This window comes from Nonomuraea sp. NPDC004702 (genome assembly GCF_053601695.1).
In genome coordinates this window covers 12,050-28,532 of record NZ_JBSGCE010000066.1, presented here as the reverse complement: position 1 = coordinate 28,532, position 16,483 = coordinate 12,050, and the positions used below count along the sequence as shown (strand labels likewise).

Here is a 16,483-nt window from a genome sequence, read left to right as displayed (position 1 = left end):
GATGTCGCGAGGCGCTCGGTCCAGCGTGTCGTCTAGGAGCCCTGACAGCCGGTCTCTTGCGCCATCCATGCGGGTACGCTTGTTGGTCTAGGGCGATTCATTGCCAGGAAAGATCAACGGGATCTCCGTAAGTTGGAGCAGACGAAACATATCCTCCCGGCGTGAACTGCAGCCCCCATTCCACGTCCACAGGGTCGCGATGCCCGCCTCTTTTTTCGAAGACTGGACCGGGCAGCGTTTGGCAGTCTTTCTTTATTTGTCGTAGAGCTTCATGGCGGCTATGGAAACCGCCTGCTGCGCGCGCTATTCCACTACCAGCCCTGCCGGCATCATATCGACATGCGTATTCGTATTGCCCGCTCTTACGCTCCTCCATTTCATACTCGATCGTCGTCTTGGCGCGAGGGAGGTACGCTGCCAATGAAAACCAGCGGCCATCTTCAGTGCTCCCGACCTGTCGAATGTTTATAGGAGCTTGAGGGGCTACCTTGCGGAAGGTCTCCAAGGTGGGGGCGAAGGTTTCTTGTAGAATCTCCGGTCCTGCCGCAAGAGGACCCTCTCTGCCGGAGACACTTAGGTAGCACCTACCTCCGGACGTGTGGGTGGACATAACGCTACCAACTCGATTCGCCTTGTTTTCGGGAACCATGAGAGCCATGTAGCGCACGGCTGCAACGTCGAGTAGTGCCAGAGCGAGGGTGCGATAGTTGTCGCGTCCTCCCAGGAGGGCTACTCCTTCCACGTTCAGGCGCCACGTAAAAGCATCCTCTTTGCTTCGATAGATTTCAAAAAGCCCGGCCTTGCGAGCGGCGTCGTCGACAGGACGCGCGGCGACGGGTGCACGGTAGAGGCTGCTGAGTCTGCTGATGGCGGACTCAATCTCCTCTTCGGTATAAGCGAGCACTCGCATCGCGCGGTCGACTTGGTGTTGGGCGCTGACTTGGTCTTGTTGTAGAGAGCGAAGTTTTACTGACAGGTCCACAATCTCATCTGCGAATGGTTCAGACTTGGCGGGAGCCGAATCATCCAGAAGGTTTGATAGTGGCGTGTCGAAGATCAATGCAAGGGCCTGTGCTTCGTTCAAGCGAATCGGCCTTGACCCAGATTCGAGCTTGCCTACTTGTGTCTGATGGAACTGAAGGCCGACCTGGGTGAGGCGCTCGGCCAGTTCTTCCTGAGACCAGCCGCGGCCGACACGAAGCCTGCGGACCCGTTGCCCGAAGAGAGTCTCAAGCCCACCTTCGCGCCAGTAGTCCGCCACGGTTCGCTGAGGTTCATGCTCCATGAGGTTGACCGTAGCAAGCTCCACCAACTTGCGCCACGGTCTCTAGGGTGTCAGCATGGTCCACACCGAGGAACCTCCAGCCGCTTGAGCCTCTAAAGCTGGTTGCGGTTCGATCTGGTTCGCAACTTCGAGAGGGGGACCTCGACCCCCTGAACGCGTATGGCCCTGTCCTGGGCGCGCCAACGCCAAGAACAGGGCCTGACACTCCCAGCTCTACCTGCACGACCTTCCCAAGTCATCAACTGCAAGCAGTAGAGGAGCGGTGCATGGATACTACCCACGCGCCCGTTGCCGCTGGTAAGCGGCTGCTCGATTGGAAGTACATCAGCGAGGACACGGGACTCAAGAAGACTGCGGTCTTCGCCCTCCTGAAGTCCGGTGCGCTGCGCAGCATCAAGATCGGCCCCAGGACGCGGCGCGTCCCTGTCGAGTGGTACGAGGAGTGGCTGGAGAGTCTCAAGGCCACTGCCGCCAACCAGGGCGACATGTAGGCGGCCTGCGATGAGCGATCTTCTCCCCGAGCCGTTCGAGTACGACGGCATCCAGTTTCCCGCCATCGTCATGCCCAACGGCGACGTCGGCCTTCCGCTGCGTCGCCTGACCATCCCCATCGGTTTGGACCCCGACGCCCAGCGTGAGCGCGTTGAGCGTGCTGTCTGGTCGAAGGGACGCACGGCCAAAATGGACGTGCGTCTCCCCGGCGACGACCGGGCACGCCGGCACTTCGTGATCAGCCACAGGATCGTCCCCATGTGGGTTGCCGGGATCGGCACCACACAGATGAAGGACGACGACGCCCGCAGTCGGATCGAGCGCTGGCAAATCGAGTTCGCCGACGCGCTGTACAACTACGTGTTCCACGGCGGCGCGATCAACCCCCGTGCCACCGTCGAGCAACTCGACGAGATCGACCGGAAGATCCGTCGCGCCAAGGACCAGGCCGAGTTCCTGGCGATCCTCCGACAGGGCGGCGTGGTCGACGCTGGGTACCTGGACGCGTGCGGGCGCCGTCTCGCCGGCCGGGTGCTGGGGGAGACGCCCGAGTTCGACCCCACGACCAAGCCGCTCACCGTGTCGATATTCCTGGAGAGCAAGAACCTCACCAGCACCGAGATCAAGAGCATCGCGTCCTCCTTCGGGAAGGCGCTGAAGAAGCTCTACATCTCCCTCTTCGACGAGGCGCCCCCGCAGATCGAGGACATGGTCGGAAGGCACATGGTGCCCGTGGCCCAGTACCAGGAGCGCCACCGCCCGCTGTTCGACCAGGTCTACAACTCCTTGGTCCTTTCCTCCGCATAACTCAGCTCGCATGCAGCCCGGCGTCCAGATCGGTCGCCGGGCGGTTCGCCCTACCCAAAACCAAGGACGAAAAGCGAGTGGGGACGCGGTGCCCAACCACACCAATCAGATCAAGGTGCCTGTCTGATGGGGATCCGCCTCATCGTCGAGGCGCTCGACCACGCCCCGGCCAGCCTGACGCCGCGCGAGCGGTACGCCCTTCTCGTGCTGGCCGAGGACGCCAACGACCGCACCCGGCTGCTCTGGAACGGCGTCGAGGGCAACGAGAAGGTCGTACAGCGGCTACGCGCCGGAAGGAGCGAGCGGGCGGCGATCCTCAAGGCGCTCATCGACAAGGGCGCCATCGAGCGGGTGAAGCGCGGCCAGAAGCAGCAGCACGCGGAGTTCCGGATCCGGCCGATGGCCCCGCTGGAGAGCCGGGAAGAGGACGTCAGCATCCGGGAATCCCGGACCCATTCTCAGCATCCGGAAAACCCGGAAAACGCGGACGCTGGAAATCCGGGGAACCCGGACCCTGAGCAGCAAGACCTACTCTCAGCATCCGGGTTTTGCCCTCCCAGCGTCCGGGAAACCCGGACCCCTACCCCTCATACCCCTCAACAAGAAGAGAAGAAAAAACCTTCTTCCTCCAAGTCGAAGAAGCCGAAGGCCGACACCCCGCCCCGCGAAGACGTCGAGCAGCTTTGCGGACGACTCCTGGAGTGGGCGATCAAGAAGGACTACCACGGCCGCCCGGACACGGTCCCGGACGAGTGGCGGACCGAGGCCCGACTCCTCCTCGACAAGGACAAGGTGCCCCTGCAGGACGCTCTCGACGTCCTCGACTGGTCGCAGCGTGACCCGTTCTGGCGCGGTGTCCTCCACGCGATGCCGAAGTTCCGCAAGCAGTACGGCCAGCTGGAGTTCAAGTCGCGCGGGTTCCGTGGCGCGTCCGCCGGCCAACAACAGCGCTCCACATCGCGCCCCTCGGCGCCGGGCGCCAACCCGAACCAATTCACAGAGGAAGACTTCAATGACTGTAACTTCGGGTGACACCATCACCGAGAACCTCTTCCGCGGACTTGAGCTGCCGCCGCACCACGACGGCTGCGACGGCTACGGCTGGGCGAACGTGACCACCGAGTCAGGCCACCTCGGCGCTGTCCGATGCGCTGGCTGTGCCGGCGAGCACATCGCCACCGGCGTCATCGACATGATCCCCGTCCGGTTCCGCAAGCCGATCGACCTGCTGCCCGCCGTCGCCGACTGGGTGGCGAGGGGCCAGCAGGCCGAAGGGCTCTACCTCGCTGGCAACGTGGGCACCGGGAAGACCCATCAGGCGTACTGGGCTATGGCCGCCTGGTGCTTCCGCACGCTCACCATCCCGGCGGGCGCTCGCGTCAGCGAGAACTACGGCGTGCAGCGACGGCTCGCGCCCACCGTGAAGTTCATCCGTGCCACCACGCTGTTCGACGAACTGCGGCCCAGCAACGACAACGGCCGACAGCCGATCCTCGACAGCCAGGAGGCCAGACTCCTCATCGTCGACGACATCGGCGCGGAGAAGCCGAGCGAGTTCACATGCGAAAAGCTCTACGAGATCGTCGATCAGCGCTACGCCGACGCCCTGCCCCTCATCGTGACCAGCAACGTCCCGCCTCGCGCTCTCTCCGAGCAGGTGGGCGAGCGCGTCGCCTCTCGCTTCGCCGAGTTCTGCCGGGTCGTCCCCATGACCGGCCCCGACCGGCGCAAGAGCGCCTAGTCCCAGGAAGGAACACCATGTCTAACGCCCTATCCGAAGATCAGCCGTTCACTGATCGAGAGATCTTTCTCATCCGCCAGGCTTCGCCGATCGCCCACGTCATCGGAGAGAGGCAGCCGCTCCACAAGACCGAGAGCAGGCGCTGGGAGGGCCTGTGCCCGTTCTTCCCCGACGACCCCAGCCACACGATCAACGTGCTGCCCACCCGAGGGCTCTGGATCTGCTTCGGCTGCAACGACGGCGGCGACGTCTTCGACTACGTCAAGCGGCTGCACAAACTCGACTTCAAGCAGGCCGTGGCCCGGCTGTACCGCCAACTGGAGGCGGAACTGTGAGCGCCAACCAGATCCCCAGGCCGGGCGGCGGGCGCACCCACGACATGCGCCCTGACCCCACGGAGCACAGCTGCCCTGGCTGCTGGCGCAACGGCGGCATCGGACACCACTTCGACCACCTCGTCGAGCAGCAGGAAATGGCCCGCGCCCGCGCCGCACTCGAACCGCAGGCGCTCAAGGACCTCGCGGTCTACCTCACTGCGCTGTGAACAGCACAATGCCCGCCCCTGGGTCTAGCAGGGGCGGGCACCCCAAGGATGCCAGACACCCGAAAGGCTGCGATGACTGAGACCCACATGGAGCTGGGCCTTTTCCACGGCGATGCCGACGGCGAGTGCCACCGCTGCCATCAGGTGTACGAGATCAGGGCATACGCCGCTTTCCACGACGACCAGTGGACATGCCCCGACTGCGCCGACGCCATCAGCCCCGGCTTCAGCGACATCATTCGTGGCCTCGACCTCGTCTTCAACGGCATCACCCTCGACCTGTTCACCCGCCGCGTCCTCCTCAAGGACCTGGACTCCGTCACCTGGTCGCTGCGCAAGCTTGCCGACCTCGTGGACGACATCGCTGCCGACAAGGCCCAGCTCCACCTGACCGTCAAGGTCGTCGAGGGGTTCGCTCCGGACGAGCAGGGCCAGCCGATCGGCGTCTCCATCGACCGCACCATCGAGACCGCCAAGGAGCCCACCTCGTGACGATGCTCAAGCCCGACCCGAATTTCCACCTGGACGAGTTCGCCAAGACCGCCCTGCACGAGCACGCCGACGGCTACCGCGCCGCGATCCTGTGGCTGGCCACCAGCCCGCCCAAGCACGAGGTGGCGGCCGTCGCCCGCATCTGGCGCGACCTGCACGACGGCGGCCCCACCGGCTGCGAAACCCGCCACCTCAACGCCGACGAGTACCCCAGCTTCATCGACTACCACCGGGGCGGCCCGAACGAGCTGCTGGTCATCGACGGCGAGCAGGAGATGGCCGAGATCAATGCCGCCCAGGGCACCAACTACCCGGCCTGGCCCAAGAGGGCGTTCGCCGTCAGCTTCGACCAGAGCTACATCCTCGGGTTCGCCAACGCCTGCGCCACGGCGCTCAACATGGGAGCCAGCCGGTGACCATCGCCCCTCTCGCCCCCCGCGCCGAGACGTTCCACTTAAACGACACCGCCCGCAACCTCACCCGCGAGTTCGCCGCCGGCTACCAGGCCGGGATCGCCTGGTTGGAGCACGGCGCCCCCAAGACGGAGGTGGACCTGGTCGCGGACTTCTACGAGTACTCGCGCCCCGATCAGGCGCACGCCGAGGCCACTCGCTACCTGGACGCCGACAGCTTCCTCGGGCTGCTCGCGTTCATGCACGCCAACGGCCACGGCAACCAGTTCGAGATCGTCAACGGCGCTGACCTGCGTAGGGACTTCGCACGTGACTACGGCGAGCAGTTCCTGAGCTGGGACCTGCCCAACCGGGTCTTCGCCATGTACGGCCTCGGCAGCTTCTACGACGGGCTCGCCACCGCCGTCTGGCAGGCCAGCCGAGGTTAACCAACCGGGCCTGGAAGCTACCGGTCGTCCAGGCCCTCCCACCCGAGCAGCTCAACGAACGTCAGGGGGACACATGCGGAGCGACTTCACCTACACCCACCTCGCAGCACTCAGGGACTACCTGCCAGAACTGGACCGCGCCCTCGTCCCCAGCACCACGCGCCGCCGCCATTGGAACCAGCGCGAGCTGTCCCCTGAGCAGCGCGCCCTCATGGACGCCCAAGCCGTAGCCGAACGAGAGGCGAAAGAACGGAGCCTCGCCCTCGGCTACAAGGCGCTCGGGAACGCGCCGGCACCCATGGACTTGTCGGTGTTCGACGCCCGCGCGCACATCGCTGTCTCTGTCGCCGAGCTGGAGGAGGCGGCATGTGACGTCCTGGAACTCACTCCCATCGAGTGCGGCAGCACACGGGACCGCATCCTCCGCCTGGTGAACCTCCTCGACCGGATCGACCTTCACGAGGACCTGGCCGACCACGTCCACGCCGAAGCCTCACGCCTCCGCCAGGCCGCACGGATCGCCCTCGGCGAGCAGGAACCCGTCGTCCGGCTCACAGCCCGTTGCCTCCACTGCGACAGCATCAGCCTCAGGGCGTTCCCGGAACGTGCCACGGTCGCCTGCGTGAACCGGGGATGCCGCTGCGACGACGAGACATGCCTCTGCCAGCGAGAGGAGTCCTGGCGCCACGTCTGGCCCTTCGAGCGGTGGCCCTGGCTCGCCGCCAACCTCAAGGAAGGGATCGGCGTAGTCGGATGACCGAGACGAACGAGCCGTACAGCTTCGCCCGCGCCTGGTTCGCCACCCAGCCCCCGAAGGTTGAACGACTAGCCCGGCAACGCTACCGATGGGTCGGCATCCGCTACCACTGGCCGGCCTCCCAGCGGATCAAGACCGAATACCGCCGGCGTAGGAGGAGCAGATGAACCTGGACGAGCTGTACACCGCCGACCAGGCCGCCACCGAGACCGGCCTCACCCGCCAGGCCATCTACAACTGGGTCTCCCGCGGATACCTCAAGCACGCAACCAAGCAAGGCCGCACCAAGCTGTTCCGGCTGGAGGACGTCTTCGAGGCCGAGAAAAAGCGGGATCGAACACGTCGCAGGAGGTCAGACCAGTGCTACTCTGACTGAGAGATCAAACCGCGCATGGACCCCGTGCGCCCAAAGCCCGGCCCGCGCCGGGCTTTTCGCATTTCCAGAGACTTGCGCACGGGCGACGTCCCCCCGAGCGGAGCTCGTGCGCATCAATCTCCGGGCGGCCGGTTGTTTGCACGCCGCTGGCCGCCCGGCACAACCAAGAGCGAGGTGACCATGCCTCCTCGCCTCACAGACGAAAAGCGCTCCGCGATCCTCGACGACATCCGCGCCGGCACCAAGAGCCGCGGCCAGATAGCCCGCGACCACAACGTGAGCACCACCACCGTCTCCAACCTCGCCAAAGCCGACGGCATCGAGGAGCCCTTTTCTCGGGAACGGACGCAAAAGGCCACGGCAGCGGCGGTAGCCGACTCGGCCAGCGAGCGCGCCGCCATCGCCCTGGAGACCCTGAAGGGCGCGCGTGCCGCACTCCAGCAGATGCTCGCCGCGCTCCCTGAAGCCTCAGCCCGGGACGCTGCGGTCGCCTTCGGCATCATGATCGACAAGCATCGTGCTCTCGACCGGTACGACGCCGACACTCAGGGCCTCACCGCCGTAGACGCCTGGCTCAAGGCGATGATGGGCGAGTAGGGAGGCCGCATGCTTGCCCCTCTCGTCGGCAAACAGCGCGAGTCCATCCGCCTGTCCACAGCGCGCGGCAACCTGTGGGAGGGCGCGGTCAGGTCCTCCAAGACCGTGTCCTCGATCCTCCGCTGGCTCAAGTACGTCCGCGAAGGACCTCCCGGCCCGCTGCTCATGGCCGGGAAGACCGAGCGCACTCTGAAGCGGAACATCATCGACCCGATCATCGAGATGGTCGGCGTCAAGCGCTGCAACTACCGGGCCGGCGTCGGCGAAGTCGAGCTGTTCGGCCGGAAGATCTACACCGCAGGCGCGAACGACGAACGCGCCGCCGAGAAGATCAAGGGCCTGACGCTCGCCGGCGCCTACTGCGACGAGCTCACAACGTTCCCCAAGTCGTTCTTCGCCATGCTCCTGACCCGCCTGTCGGTCGAGGGTGCCCAATGGTTCGGGACGACGAACCCTGAGGCCAAGACCCACTGGCTGATGAAGGACTACCTCTCCCGGGCGCGGCTCCACCTCGCCCGCGACGGTCGCGTCCTGGTGTCGGAAGATCCTGAGGCGCTGGACATCCACCGGTTCAGCTTCCAGCTCGCCGACAACCCGAACCTGCCCGCCGAGTACGTCGAGGACCTCAAGCGCGAGAACGTCGGCCTGTTCTACCGCCGCTACATCCTCGGAGAATGGGTCCTCGCCGAGGGCGCCGTCTTCGACATGTGGGACGACGACGTCCACGTTGTCGACGTGGTCCCGGTCATCACCCGCTGGATATCGCTCGGCGTGGACCACGGCACGATCAACCCGTTCGCGGCCACGCTGGTCGGCCTCGGCGTCGACCGCAACCTGTATGTCGTCGCCGAGTACCGCTACGACTCCCGGCGGGCACGCAAGCAGTTGTCCAACCTGGAGTACTCGGCTCGTCTGCGGGCCTGGCTCGAACAGGTGCCAGTGCCGGGCACGCAGGTCCGCGGGGTGCGGCCTGAGTACGTCGTCGTGGACCCGAGCGCGGCCGACTTCCGCGCCCAGCTCCACTACGACGGGCTTACTACCCACCCGGGCAATAACGAGGTGCTGCCCGGCATCCGGACCGTGTCGAACCTCCTGGCGTCGCGCCGGCTGTACGTACACCGGTCGTGCGAAGCGCTGATCGAGGAGTTCCCGTCGTACTCGTGGGATGACGACGCGGCAGACAAGGGCCTCGACGAGCCGATGAAGGTCGATGACCATTCGCTCGACAGCTTGCGCTACGCCGTCCATTCGACTCGTTCGCTGTGGCGGTCGCAGATCGCGCCGGCTGCTGTCGAGGCTGCATAAACGGACGCATGACGGCTGTATGAACGGACATCTGGGCAGCTTTCTCCTCACCTTTGAGGCCCGAATTCGGCACAGCGCGTTGACCTGCAAGAACGTCAAACGCTCACCTGACAGACCCTGCGTTCTGTTCCGTTACCAGCGAGTAGCCCATTCCGAGCCTTGGAGCACTCATGGCACGACGAAAGATCCGCATATCGACAGACGGCAACGGAAATGGCGCCGTCGAAGTCGACGACATCCCGCTTAAGGGAGTCCGCGGCTTCACCCTGACCCAGAACGTTCACGGCCACGGCAATCTGTCCCTCGACATCGTCGTGGGGATCGTCGAGCTGGAAACTGACGCGCAGGTGGTCATCCCGGACAAGAGCCGGGACGCTCTCATCGCTATCGGATGGACGCCGCCCCCTGCAGATTGGCCTGAGGGAGCGGGCACCCAGCCGGCCTAGTCCCAGATCAAGCGGGCCACGCTAGCCCTTCCCTGCGGTGTCTCGACCTTCTCATCGGTAACGAGGTACTTCTGCCAGCCGACGGTCACGCAACCATCGACGTCCAGGTCGTACCGGCCTACATGTCCATCTGAGTCGCCGTATCGGCACTGGATGAGAATCACGAGGCGGACGGTAATTCCTCCCCGCCCTTTGCGTCTTGTTTCGATTACCTCACGGAGGGTTACCCATGCCGCTGCCGAGCGGCGGCACCTGGCCGCCTCCCGCGCTCGCCCAGATCACACCCAAGCTCGCTGAATGGAGCGCCTGGTACTCCGGTGATCCTGATGCCCTCGCCGGCGTCTACGGCGGCCAGAGGACCGAGGACAGCACCGGCTTCTTCGCCAGTGAGCGAGGCGGCTGGCGTGCGAGCGTGGGCAAGAAGCTCGAACGCTGGTTCTGGGGTACACGACCCACGAACTCTCAGCCGCGCACGAAGCTCCACGTCCCCCTTGCCTCGGACATCGCGGCCACCTCCGCGAACCTCCTCTACGGCGAAATGATCTCGATCACGTCCGAGGACAAGACCACGCAGGCCCGCCTTGAGACCCTGATCGAAAACTCAGGACTGCACTCCACGCTGCTGGAGTCTGCCGAAATCGCGGCCGGCCTCTCCGGCGTCTTCCAGCGCGTCTGCTGGGACAAGAAGCTCCGCCCAGAAGGGCCCTGGCTCGCGTCCGTCCACCCCGACGCCGCGGTGCCCGAGTTCCGCTGGGGGCATCTGGTCGCGGTCACGTTCTGGCGCATCGTGGAGGACGACGGACAGAAGGTGCTCCGCCACCTCGAACGCCACGAGGTCGGCGCGATCTACCACGGGCTGTACGAGGGCGACAGCGACGACCTCGGCCACATGATCCCGCTCGCCGAGCACGAAGCCACAGCCCACCTCGCCGAGGTCGTGAACGCCCAGGGCGCGGTCGAGACCCGCATCCCCTTCCTGACCGCGTCGTACATCCCTAACATCAGGCCCAACCGGATCTGGCGCAACATCCCCGCCGCTGCCTACCTGGGCCGAGCCGACATCCAGGGCGTCGAACCCATGCTCGACGGCCTCGACGAGGTGTACAGCTCGTGGAGACGCGACATCCGGCTCGCCAAGGCCCGCCTCATCGTCCCCACGGCCTACCTGCAGTCGCAGGGCCGCGGCAACGGTGCCACGTTCGACCTGGAGCAGGAGCTGTACGAGGGCATCGAAGCGATGTCCGAAGAGGGTGGCATGCTGATCCACCCTCAGCAGTTCCTGATCCGGCACGAAGAGCACCGCGCCACCGCTGCCGACTGGCTGGAGCAGGCGGTGCGCGGTGCCGGCTACTCGGTGCAGACGTTCGGCGGTGAAGGCGACGTCGCCGTGACGGCCACTGAAGTCATGGCACGGCAAGAGCGCAGCTTCACCACCAGGGCGAAGAAGATCGGCTACAACAAGCGGGGCGTCAGCGATGCTCTCGTCGCGCTGCTCGCCATCGACGCTGTCTTCTTCGGCTCCGGCGTCACTCCGGACCGTCCGACGCTCGAATGGCCGGACGGCGTGGCCACCGACCCCAAAGCCCTCGCCGAAACCCTCAACCTCCTCGCCCAAGCCGAGGCTGTCTCTACGGAGATCAAGGTCCGGTTGCTGCATCCGGACTGGGAGGACACCGAGGTGCAGGAGGAGGTCGACCGGATCAAGGAGGCGTCGCAGGCCGTCGAGGACCCCTTCGCACTCCCTCAGGAGATGACGGGACCCGGCCTGGAGGGCGAAGGCCAGGACGGGCCACCCCAGCAGTAGCGAGGAGGTCTCGCCGTGGCTGTCGACCAGGACCTCCTCGACCAGATCGCCAGCACGGTCGCGGACTTGTACCGCGAGGTGGAATCCGCGCTCATCACGGCAGTAGCTCAACGTCTGCGCGCGGATCTGCCGCTGCCGTCCCCGTTCGAGGAGACCAAGCTCGACGCGATCCGCAAGCTCCAGGCCAGCGGCAGACTGATCCTGGCCTCGCTGCAAGCCACCCGAGCGCGCGTCATCAGGGAGGCCATCGCCCGCGCCTACCGATCCGGCGGCGACGCGGCAGTGGCCGACCTGCCGGCAGACTGGTTCCCGAAGTCGGGGATCGGCCAGGAGGCGCGGGACGCTCTGCGCGAGATCCCGAACGCCAGGGTGATCGAGAACATCGCCGCGGCTCTGCACAGCGACGTCGGCAGGGTGGACATGAACATCCTGCGCGCCCCTGTCGATGCCTACCGAGCGGTTCAGGCCGGGGCTGCGGCCCGCATCACTTCCGGGGCATTCACTCGCCGAGAGGCGTCACAGGCGGCGTGGCAACGGCTGATGGATCGCGGCATCGTGGACTTCACCGACCGCGCCGGCCGCCGCTGGAAGCTCAGCAGCTACGTGGAGATGCTGGCCCGCACCAATGCCCAGAGGGCTGCCGTGCAGGGCCAGACCGACCGCCTGGAGTCCATCGGCATCGACCTGGTCTACATCTCCGACAACTCGCAGGAGTGCAAGAGGTGTAGGCCGTTCGAGAGCAAGGTGCTGGCCCGCAGCTCCGGCCCTATCGGCAAGATTCAGGTCGAGCACGCCACCAAGGACGACCACATGGTCACGGTGAACGTGGTGGACACCCTCCAAGGGGCGATGAGCCGCGGCCTGTTCCACCCGAACTGCCGTCACAGCGCGTCCGCCTACCTGCCCGGGGTCACCACGCTGAAGAAGAACACCGCCGACCCCGAAGGCGACAAGGCCCGCCAGAAGCAGCGCGCCCTCGAACGCAAGATCCGGACCGAGAAGGAAAAGGCCCTCGGTGCGCTCACTCCCGAAGCTAAGAAGGAAGCGAACGCCCGCGTACGCGCCGCGCAGGCGGCTCTACGGGCCCACCTCGCTGCCCATCCCAAGCTGAAGCGCCTGCCTTACCGGGAGCAGATCGGCGCCGGCAACATCCCCAAGCAGGGCGGCCCAAAGGGCGGGCCCGTGCAGGACCTGCAGCCGCCCATCCAGGACACGCTCCCGCTCGGCGGCCCCGATGCCGGCACTCCGCCCAAGCGGAGCACGCCACCGCCCCCTGCTGCGCCGAAGCCGGCACAGCCGCCGGCGCTGGCCAAGCAGCCGAAGCCCGCACCGGCCAAGCCAACGAAGGCCGCGCCGAAGCCTGCGCCGAAGCCTGCATCGGCCAAGCAGACGCTGGCCGAACGCATCGCCCAGGGCGAGCGTTCGCGGGAGACGCTGTCGGGCGGCATGTACGGCGACACCAGCCTCGTCACCCTCAAGGACGGCTCCAAGGTCGTCCACAAGGTCGTCAAGCGGACGCACATTGCCGATGACGCCGTCGACCAGGCCGACGCCGAGGAGCTTGGTGGGAAGGTGGCCCGCGCGCTCGGTGTCCCCGCGCCCAAGGTCCATCGTGTCGGCCCCAAGGAGCTGTACCTGGAGTTCATGGAAGGCCGACTTGCCGAGCGAGGCGGCCGACCGAAGGGCTACCTCACCAGCGATGACGGCTGGAGGATGGCGTTCCTCGACGCGCTGGTCGACTACCCGGACCGGCATGGCGGCAACTGGCTGCACCGCAAGGGCAGACTGATCAGCATTGACCACGGCTTGGCCTTCCGATTCATGGACAACACCGGCGAGCCCCTCACGGGCCCCCTCCCGGTCGATCACGGGCAGGGGAAGTTCGGCAGCCTGTTCATGAAGGCCGCCGGCCCCGGGTCAGCCGGGATCAGCGACTGGATCGACAACGACCTCTCACCCGAAGACATCGATGAGGCACGCCGTCGACTCCAGCAGTTGCGCAGCGACTTCCAGGCCCTCGGCCGCGACGATTGGTGGCAGGCGATGATGGCCCGCCTCGACGCGATCGCCCCGCACGCCAAGGGCACGATCAGGAGACTGACCTGATGCTGCAACTCATCGACGTCTCCGACAACACTGTCCTTGACACCATCCGCCTCGACGCCGGCCAGCTCGTCTACGACACCGGGAAGGCGCGCGACGTGGTCGAGTCCCTGCGTAGGCGCACGCCTGGCGGGACCGACCCGGCCGTGTACGAGGCGCTGGTCGCGGGCGGCTGGTCAAACGGGTACGCCGTGATCCGCCCCGCCTAACGGCACCAGCCGCCGTCCTCGACAAGCTTCACGATCTTCTGCGCGTCCGCGTCGCTGATCTCGACGTCACCACCCTCGAACCGGATCCGCGCCCCTTCGATGATCTTCGCGCGGGTGATGCCGGAAAGCAGCGAGGAGCACACGTTCCGAGCCCGGTCGATGGACCGAGCCCGGTCCAGCTCGGGGTTGATCTCTCGTAGCCCGTAGAGCAACTTCTCCGCCTGGTCGGTGTCCGGCTTCGGGATCTTCGACACCAGTCGCGGTTCGGAGCTAGCTGACGCTGACGGTTGCGCGGAGTTGTTGGGCGTCGAGCAGCCGGCGAGGGCGAGCACGCCGAGCACGGCGGCGATCACGGTGTTTCGCATGGCGTGCACCGTATTGCCCCACCACGAACTTCCGTCCGTTTCTGACGTAGACGGATGCCCGAAATGGATCGCCCGGAGCGGTCCAAACCCTGTTCGGCCAGGCGCCGAGCACCAATCTCGCTGATCCCTGGAGGGTCCGCATGTCCATGCCCACCCCGCCCGCATCCGATGCAGGCCAGCCCGCGCCCACCGCGCCAGCTCCTGCCCCGCAGGCGCCTACCTCACCGGCGGCACCAGCACCGCAGGCACCGGCCCCCACGCCGGCCGCCCCGCAGTGGACGCCGCCCCCGCCCGTCCCCACGCCGCCCCCGACCGCTGCTCAGCAGCAGCCGGTAGACGATGGGACGCGGGACATCTCCCGGCTCCCGCAGTGGGCGCAGAAGGAGATCCAGGATCTACGCGGCGAGTCCGCGAAGTACAGGGTGAGCGCCCGTACGGCGGTCGTCTCCCAGCACGCGTTCGCCGCCGCCCCCACCCTCGGGGTCAACGGCCACGCCCTGCTCAGCTCGATCCCGTTCCAGCAGGCCGCCACCGAGCTCGACCCCAACGCGCCGGACTTCGCCACCCAGCTCACGACCAAGGTCACCGAGATCCTGGCCGCGAACCCGTGGATGGCAACCCAGCAGCCCCCGGCCGCAGCCGAGCCGCCGCCCGCTCCCGCCGTCTCCGGCGGAGAGTTCACCGGCGCCCCCGGCGAAGGCCAACCCATCACCGAAGAGCAGCTCCAGCGGATGACGCCCGACCAGATCGAGAAGGCGTACCGCGAGGGCAAGCTCCGACACCTCATGTAACCCCTGAGAGGACATCATGGCGATCACACGGTTTCGGCCGGAGATCTGGTCCGCTCTCCTGCTGTCCAGCCTGAAGAAGTCGCACGTGTACGCCGAGGCGTTCACCAACCGCGACTACGAGGGCGAGATCAAGGCAGCCGGTGACACCGTGCGGATCACCTCAGTCTCCCGCCCCACCATCAACAGCTACACCCGCAACGCCGACATCTCCTACGAGGAGCTGACCGACGCGCAGCGGACCCTGGTCGTCGACCAGGAGAAGTACTGGGCGTTCTCCGTCGACGACGTCGACATGGCCCAGGCCCGCGGCAACGTCGTCCCCGAGGCGATGCAGGAAGCCGCGTACGCGCTCGCGGACGTGGTCGACCAGTACCTGGCCGGGTTCTACACCTCGGTCCAGGCGGCCAACACCATCTCCACCACGGCGATCACCGACGGCGACAAGGCGTACAACGCGCTCGTCGACCTCGGCGTGAAGCTGTCCGAGGCGAACGTGCCCAAGGCCAACAGGCGCGTCGTGATCCCGGAGTGGTACCACGGCCTGCTGCAGAAGAACACCAACTTCATCAACGCCGAGAAGTCCGGCTCCACCGAGCCGCTGCTGAACGGTCGCGTCGGCCGGGCGGCCGGGTTCGACATCTACACCTCGAACAACGCGCCCCTCATCACCGGTGACGACTACGCCGTCATCGCCGGCGTCCCCAGCGCGCTCACCTTCGCCGAGCAGGTCACCAAGACCGAGGCCCTGCGCAGCGAAGCCAGGTTCGCCGACCGGATGCGTGGCCTGTACGTGTACGGAGCCAAGCTGATCCGCCCCGACTCGATGGCGGTCCTGACCGCCTCCAAGAGCTGAGAGGACCTGACTCATGGCTCGTACCGCTGTCTCCTACAGCAGCCTGGCGGCGAACTCCAACCTCGCCGACCCGTCCGGCACCTCCGTCACGTCGGGGGCGGGCAACGGCGGCCAGATCGCCAACGCCGAACCGGAGAAGACGCTCCTGCGCATCTCCAACGCCTCGGGCGGCTCCGGCACCGCCACCGTGAAGGCCGGCACCTACCCGCCCGCGCTCGCGGCCGGCCTCGGCGACCTCACCGTCACCGTGGCCAACAGCGCGACCCAGTGGATCGGCCCGTTCGAGTCCGGCCGGTTCCTACAGTCCGACCGGTCCCTCATCGTCGAAACGTCCGCGGCGATGACCGTGACCGCCTTCAAGGTGCCGAGGAACACCTGATGGCGACCGCTTTCTACCGGGGCGAGGGCGGGACCATCTGGGAGATGTCCCTGCCTCTCCCCGAGGTGATGCAGGAGAAGGTCGTCAAGGGCTACCTGAGGCGCGTCAACGAGGACGGCAGCCCCTACGAGGAGCCCGTCGAGCAGGAGGCCCCGAGCCTCACCAGAGCTTCCTCGAAGGCCGAATGGGTGGGCTGGGCAGTCCGCAACGGCATGGACCCGGACGACGCCGAGGCCATGACCAAGAACGACCTCATCGAGCTACACGGCCGCATGACGGCCGACGAGGAGGGCTGA

General features: G+C 66.3%; 24 protein-coding genes. 22 read left to right on the top strand and 2 right to left on the bottom strand.

The genetic code is table 11. The annotated features are described in order from the left end of the window. Window positions 1-97 precede the first annotated feature (97 nt). Window positions 98-1,285 carry a helix-turn-helix domain-containing protein gene (locus ACWEJ6_RS44655; protein WP_452431518.1) on the bottom strand — a complete coding sequence of 396 codons (1,188 nt, stop codon included), beginning with the start codon at window positions 1,283-1,285 and terminating at the stop codon, window positions 98-100. Window positions 1,286-1,551: 266 nt separating this feature from the next. Here ACWEJ6_RS44655 and ACWEJ6_RS44650 point away from each other — a divergent pair, with 266 nt between their 5' ends. The 18 genes from ACWEJ6_RS44650 to ACWEJ6_RS44565 all read left to right on the top strand — a co-directional run bounded on the left by ACWEJ6_RS44650 (window position 1,552) and on the right by ACWEJ6_RS44565 (window position 13,799). Then, window positions 1,552-1,776 carry a helix-turn-helix transcriptional regulator gene (locus tag ACWEJ6_RS44650; protein WP_452431517.1) on the top strand — a complete coding sequence of 75 codons (225 nt, stop codon included), beginning with the start codon at window positions 1,552-1,554 and terminating at the stop codon, window positions 1,774-1,776. A 10-nt stretch (window positions 1,777-1,786) separates the two neighbouring features. Continuing rightward, window positions 1,787-2,584: a phage antirepressor N-terminal domain-containing protein gene (locus tag ACWEJ6_RS44645; protein WP_452431516.1), complete on the top strand. Its 798-nt coding sequence runs from the start codon at window positions 1,787-1,789 to the stop codon at window positions 2,582-2,584. 126 nt (window positions 2,585-2,710) lie between these two features. After that, window positions 2,711-3,616 carry a hypothetical protein gene (locus ACWEJ6_RS44640; RefSeq protein ID WP_452431515.1) on the top strand — a complete coding sequence of 302 codons (906 nt, stop codon included), beginning with the start codon at window positions 2,711-2,713 and terminating at the stop codon, window positions 3,614-3,616. After that, the gene (locus tag ACWEJ6_RS44635) at window positions 3,597-4,325 is read left to right on the top strand and encodes an ATP-binding protein (RefSeq protein ID WP_452431514.1); all 729 of its coding nucleotides are present in this window, start codon (window positions 3,597-3,599) and stop codon (window positions 4,323-4,325) included. The genes ACWEJ6_RS44640 and ACWEJ6_RS44635 overlap by 20 nt, the downstream gene beginning before the upstream one ends. A 17-nt stretch (window positions 4,326-4,342) precedes the next feature. Beyond that, window positions 4,343-4,660, top strand: coding sequence for a CHC2 zinc finger domain-containing protein (locus ACWEJ6_RS44630; protein WP_452431513.1), 318 nt, complete (start codon window positions 4,343-4,345; stop codon window positions 4,658-4,660). Beyond that, window positions 4,657-4,869, top strand: coding sequence for a hypothetical protein (locus tag ACWEJ6_RS44625; RefSeq protein ID WP_452431512.1), 213 nt, complete (start codon window positions 4,657-4,659; stop codon window positions 4,867-4,869). The genes ACWEJ6_RS44630 and ACWEJ6_RS44625 overlap by 4 nt, the downstream gene beginning before the upstream one ends. A gap of 72 nt (window positions 4,870-4,941) precedes the next feature. Next, window positions 4,942-5,361 (top strand): hypothetical protein, encoded by a 420-nt coding sequence (locus tag ACWEJ6_RS44620; RefSeq protein ID WP_452431511.1) that lies wholly within the window; start codon window positions 4,942-4,944, stop codon window positions 5,359-5,361. Further along, window positions 5,358-5,777, top strand: a complete 420-nt coding sequence (locus ACWEJ6_RS44615; RefSeq protein ID WP_452431510.1) for a hypothetical protein — start codon at window positions 5,358-5,360, stop codon at window positions 5,775-5,777. Before ACWEJ6_RS44620 ends, ACWEJ6_RS44615 begins: the two co-directional genes overlap by 4 nt. Then, window positions 5,774-6,202 carry a hypothetical protein gene (locus tag ACWEJ6_RS44610; protein WP_452431509.1) on the top strand — a complete coding sequence of 143 codons (429 nt, stop codon included), beginning with the start codon at window positions 5,774-5,776 and terminating at the stop codon, window positions 6,200-6,202. Before ACWEJ6_RS44615 ends, ACWEJ6_RS44610 begins: the two co-directional genes overlap by 4 nt. Before the next feature lie 73 nt (window positions 6,203-6,275). Continuing rightward, window positions 6,276-6,959: a hypothetical protein gene (locus ACWEJ6_RS44605; protein ID WP_452431508.1), complete on the top strand. Its 684-nt coding sequence runs from the start codon at window positions 6,276-6,278 to the stop codon at window positions 6,957-6,959. Next, entirely contained in the window at window positions 6,956-7,126 is a 171-nt protein-coding gene (locus tag ACWEJ6_RS44600) for a hypothetical protein (RefSeq protein WP_452431507.1), read from the top strand. Before ACWEJ6_RS44605 ends, ACWEJ6_RS44600 begins: the two co-directional genes overlap by 4 nt. Then, on the top strand, window positions 7,123-7,335 hold the full coding sequence (locus ACWEJ6_RS44595) for a helix-turn-helix transcriptional regulator (protein WP_452431506.1): 213 nt from the start codon (window positions 7,123-7,125) through the stop codon (window positions 7,333-7,335). The genes ACWEJ6_RS44600 and ACWEJ6_RS44595 overlap by 4 nt, the downstream gene beginning before the upstream one ends. A 180-nt stretch (window positions 7,336-7,515) precedes the next feature. Continuing rightward, a complete protein-coding gene (locus ACWEJ6_RS44590) occupies window positions 7,516-7,932 on the top strand; it encodes a hypothetical protein (RefSeq protein ID WP_452431505.1) in 417 nt (138 codons plus the stop codon). A gap of 9 nt (window positions 7,933-7,941) precedes the next feature. After that, window positions 7,942-9,237 (top strand): PBSX family phage terminase large subunit, encoded by a 1,296-nt coding sequence (locus tag ACWEJ6_RS44585; protein ID WP_452431504.1) that lies wholly within the window; start codon window positions 7,942-7,944, stop codon window positions 9,235-9,237. Between the two features lie 170 nt (window positions 9,238-9,407). Further along, window positions 9,408-9,683 (top strand): hypothetical protein, encoded by a 276-nt coding sequence (locus ACWEJ6_RS44580; RefSeq protein ID WP_452431503.1) that lies wholly within the window; start codon window positions 9,408-9,410, stop codon window positions 9,681-9,683. Between the two features lie 229 nt (window positions 9,684-9,912). Further along, window positions 9,913-11,487, top strand: coding sequence for a hypothetical protein (locus ACWEJ6_RS44575; protein WP_452431502.1), 1,575 nt, complete (start codon window positions 9,913-9,915; stop codon window positions 11,485-11,487). A 15-nt stretch (window positions 11,488-11,502) separates the two neighbouring features. Beyond that, complete coding sequence (locus ACWEJ6_RS44570) at window positions 11,503-13,593, top strand: phage minor capsid protein (RefSeq protein ID WP_452431501.1); 2,091 nt, start codon at window positions 11,503-11,505, stop codon at window positions 13,591-13,593. Next, entirely contained in the window at window positions 13,593-13,799 is a 207-nt protein-coding gene (locus ACWEJ6_RS44565; RefSeq protein ID WP_452431500.1) for a hypothetical protein, read from the top strand. The genes ACWEJ6_RS44570 and ACWEJ6_RS44565 overlap by 1 nt, the downstream gene beginning before the upstream one ends. Here the strand turns inward: ACWEJ6_RS44565 and ACWEJ6_RS44560 are convergent. Further along, on the bottom strand, window positions 13,796-14,164 hold the full coding sequence (locus ACWEJ6_RS44560; RefSeq protein ID WP_452431499.1) for a hypothetical protein: 369 nt from the start codon (window positions 14,162-14,164) through the stop codon (window positions 13,796-13,798). The two genes, ACWEJ6_RS44565 and ACWEJ6_RS44560, sit on opposite strands and share 4 nt — an antisense overlap. Before the next feature lie 422 nt (window positions 14,165-14,586). Between ACWEJ6_RS44560 and ACWEJ6_RS44555 the strand changes: the two genes are divergently transcribed. The 4 genes from ACWEJ6_RS44555 to ACWEJ6_RS44540 are packed head-to-tail and all read left to right on the top strand — an operon-like array spanning window position 14,587 to window position 16,483. Continuing rightward, window positions 14,587-14,955 carry a hypothetical protein gene (locus ACWEJ6_RS44555; protein ID WP_452431498.1) on the top strand — a complete coding sequence of 123 codons (369 nt, stop codon included), beginning with the start codon at window positions 14,587-14,589 and terminating at the stop codon, window positions 14,953-14,955. 16 nt (window positions 14,956-14,971) lie between these two features. Further along, window positions 14,972-15,808, top strand: coding sequence for a P22 phage major capsid protein family protein (locus ACWEJ6_RS44550; RefSeq protein WP_452431497.1), 837 nt, complete (start codon window positions 14,972-14,974; stop codon window positions 15,806-15,808). Between the two features lie 13 nt (window positions 15,809-15,821). Beyond that, window positions 15,822-16,187 (top strand): hypothetical protein, encoded by a 366-nt coding sequence (locus ACWEJ6_RS44545; RefSeq protein ID WP_452431496.1) that lies wholly within the window; start codon window positions 15,822-15,824, stop codon window positions 16,185-16,187. After that, window positions 16,187-16,483, top strand: a complete 297-nt coding sequence (locus ACWEJ6_RS44540; RefSeq protein WP_452431495.1) for a hypothetical protein — start codon at window positions 16,187-16,189, stop codon at window positions 16,481-16,483. The genes ACWEJ6_RS44545 and ACWEJ6_RS44540 overlap by 1 nt, the downstream gene beginning before the upstream one ends.

What these genes read in the sequence shown, in the direction of transcription:
- ACWEJ6_RS44590 (WP_452431505.1), top strand. Translation starts at nt 7,516, where the DNA reads ATGCCTCCTCGCCTCACAGACGAAAAGCGCTCCGCGATCCTCGACGAC.
- ACWEJ6_RS44655 (WP_452431518.1), bottom strand. Translation starts at nt 1,285, where the DNA reads ATGGAGCATGAACCTCAGCGAACCGTGGCGGACTACTGGCGCGAAGGT.
- ACWEJ6_RS44540 (WP_452431495.1), top strand. Translation starts at nt 16,187, where the DNA reads ATGGCGACCGCTTTCTACCGGGGCGAGGGCGGGACCATCTGGGAGATG.
- ACWEJ6_RS44650 (WP_452431517.1), top strand. Translation starts at nt 1,552, where the DNA reads ATGGATACTACCCACGCGCCCGTTGCCGCTGGTAAGCGGCTGCTCGAT.
- ACWEJ6_RS44575 (WP_452431502.1), top strand. Translation starts at nt 9,913, where the DNA reads ATGCCGCTGCCGAGCGGCGGCACCTGGCCGCCTCCCGCGCTCGCCCAG.
- ACWEJ6_RS44595 (WP_452431506.1), top strand. Translation starts at nt 7,123, where the DNA reads ATGAACCTGGACGAGCTGTACACCGCCGACCAGGCCGCCACCGAGACC.
- ACWEJ6_RS44640 (WP_452431515.1), top strand. Translation starts at nt 2,711, where the DNA reads ATGGGGATCCGCCTCATCGTCGAGGCGCTCGACCACGCCCCGGCCAGC.
- ACWEJ6_RS44580 (WP_452431503.1), top strand. Translation starts at nt 9,408, where the DNA reads ATGGCACGACGAAAGATCCGCATATCGACAGACGGCAACGGAAATGGC.
- ACWEJ6_RS44545 (WP_452431496.1), top strand. Translation starts at nt 15,822, where the DNA reads ATGGCTCGTACCGCTGTCTCCTACAGCAGCCTGGCGGCGAACTCCAAC.
- ACWEJ6_RS44635 (WP_452431514.1), top strand. Translation starts at nt 3,597, where the DNA reads ATGACTGTAACTTCGGGTGACACCATCACCGAGAACCTCTTCCGCGGA.
- ACWEJ6_RS44630 (WP_452431513.1), top strand. Translation starts at nt 4,343, where the DNA reads ATGTCTAACGCCCTATCCGAAGATCAGCCGTTCACTGATCGAGAGATC.
- ACWEJ6_RS44565 (WP_452431500.1), top strand. Translation starts at nt 13,593, where the DNA reads ATGCTGCAACTCATCGACGTCTCCGACAACACTGTCCTTGACACCATC.
- ACWEJ6_RS44600 (WP_452431507.1), top strand. Translation starts at nt 6,956, where the DNA reads ATGACCGAGACGAACGAGCCGTACAGCTTCGCCCGCGCCTGGTTCGCC.
- ACWEJ6_RS44585 (WP_452431504.1), top strand. Translation starts at nt 7,942, where the DNA reads ATGCTTGCCCCTCTCGTCGGCAAACAGCGCGAGTCCATCCGCCTGTCC.
- ACWEJ6_RS44605 (WP_452431508.1), top strand. Translation starts at nt 6,276, where the DNA reads ATGCGGAGCGACTTCACCTACACCCACCTCGCAGCACTCAGGGACTAC.
- ACWEJ6_RS44645 (WP_452431516.1), top strand. Translation starts at nt 1,787, where the DNA reads ATGAGCGATCTTCTCCCCGAGCCGTTCGAGTACGACGGCATCCAGTTT.
- ACWEJ6_RS44560 (WP_452431499.1), bottom strand. Translation starts at nt 14,164, where the DNA reads ATGCGAAACACCGTGATCGCCGCCGTGCTCGGCGTGCTCGCCCTCGCC.
- ACWEJ6_RS44620 (WP_452431511.1), top strand. Translation starts at nt 4,942, where the DNA reads ATGACTGAGACCCACATGGAGCTGGGCCTTTTCCACGGCGATGCCGAC.
- ACWEJ6_RS44550 (WP_452431497.1), top strand. Translation starts at nt 14,972, where the DNA reads ATGGCGATCACACGGTTTCGGCCGGAGATCTGGTCCGCTCTCCTGCTG.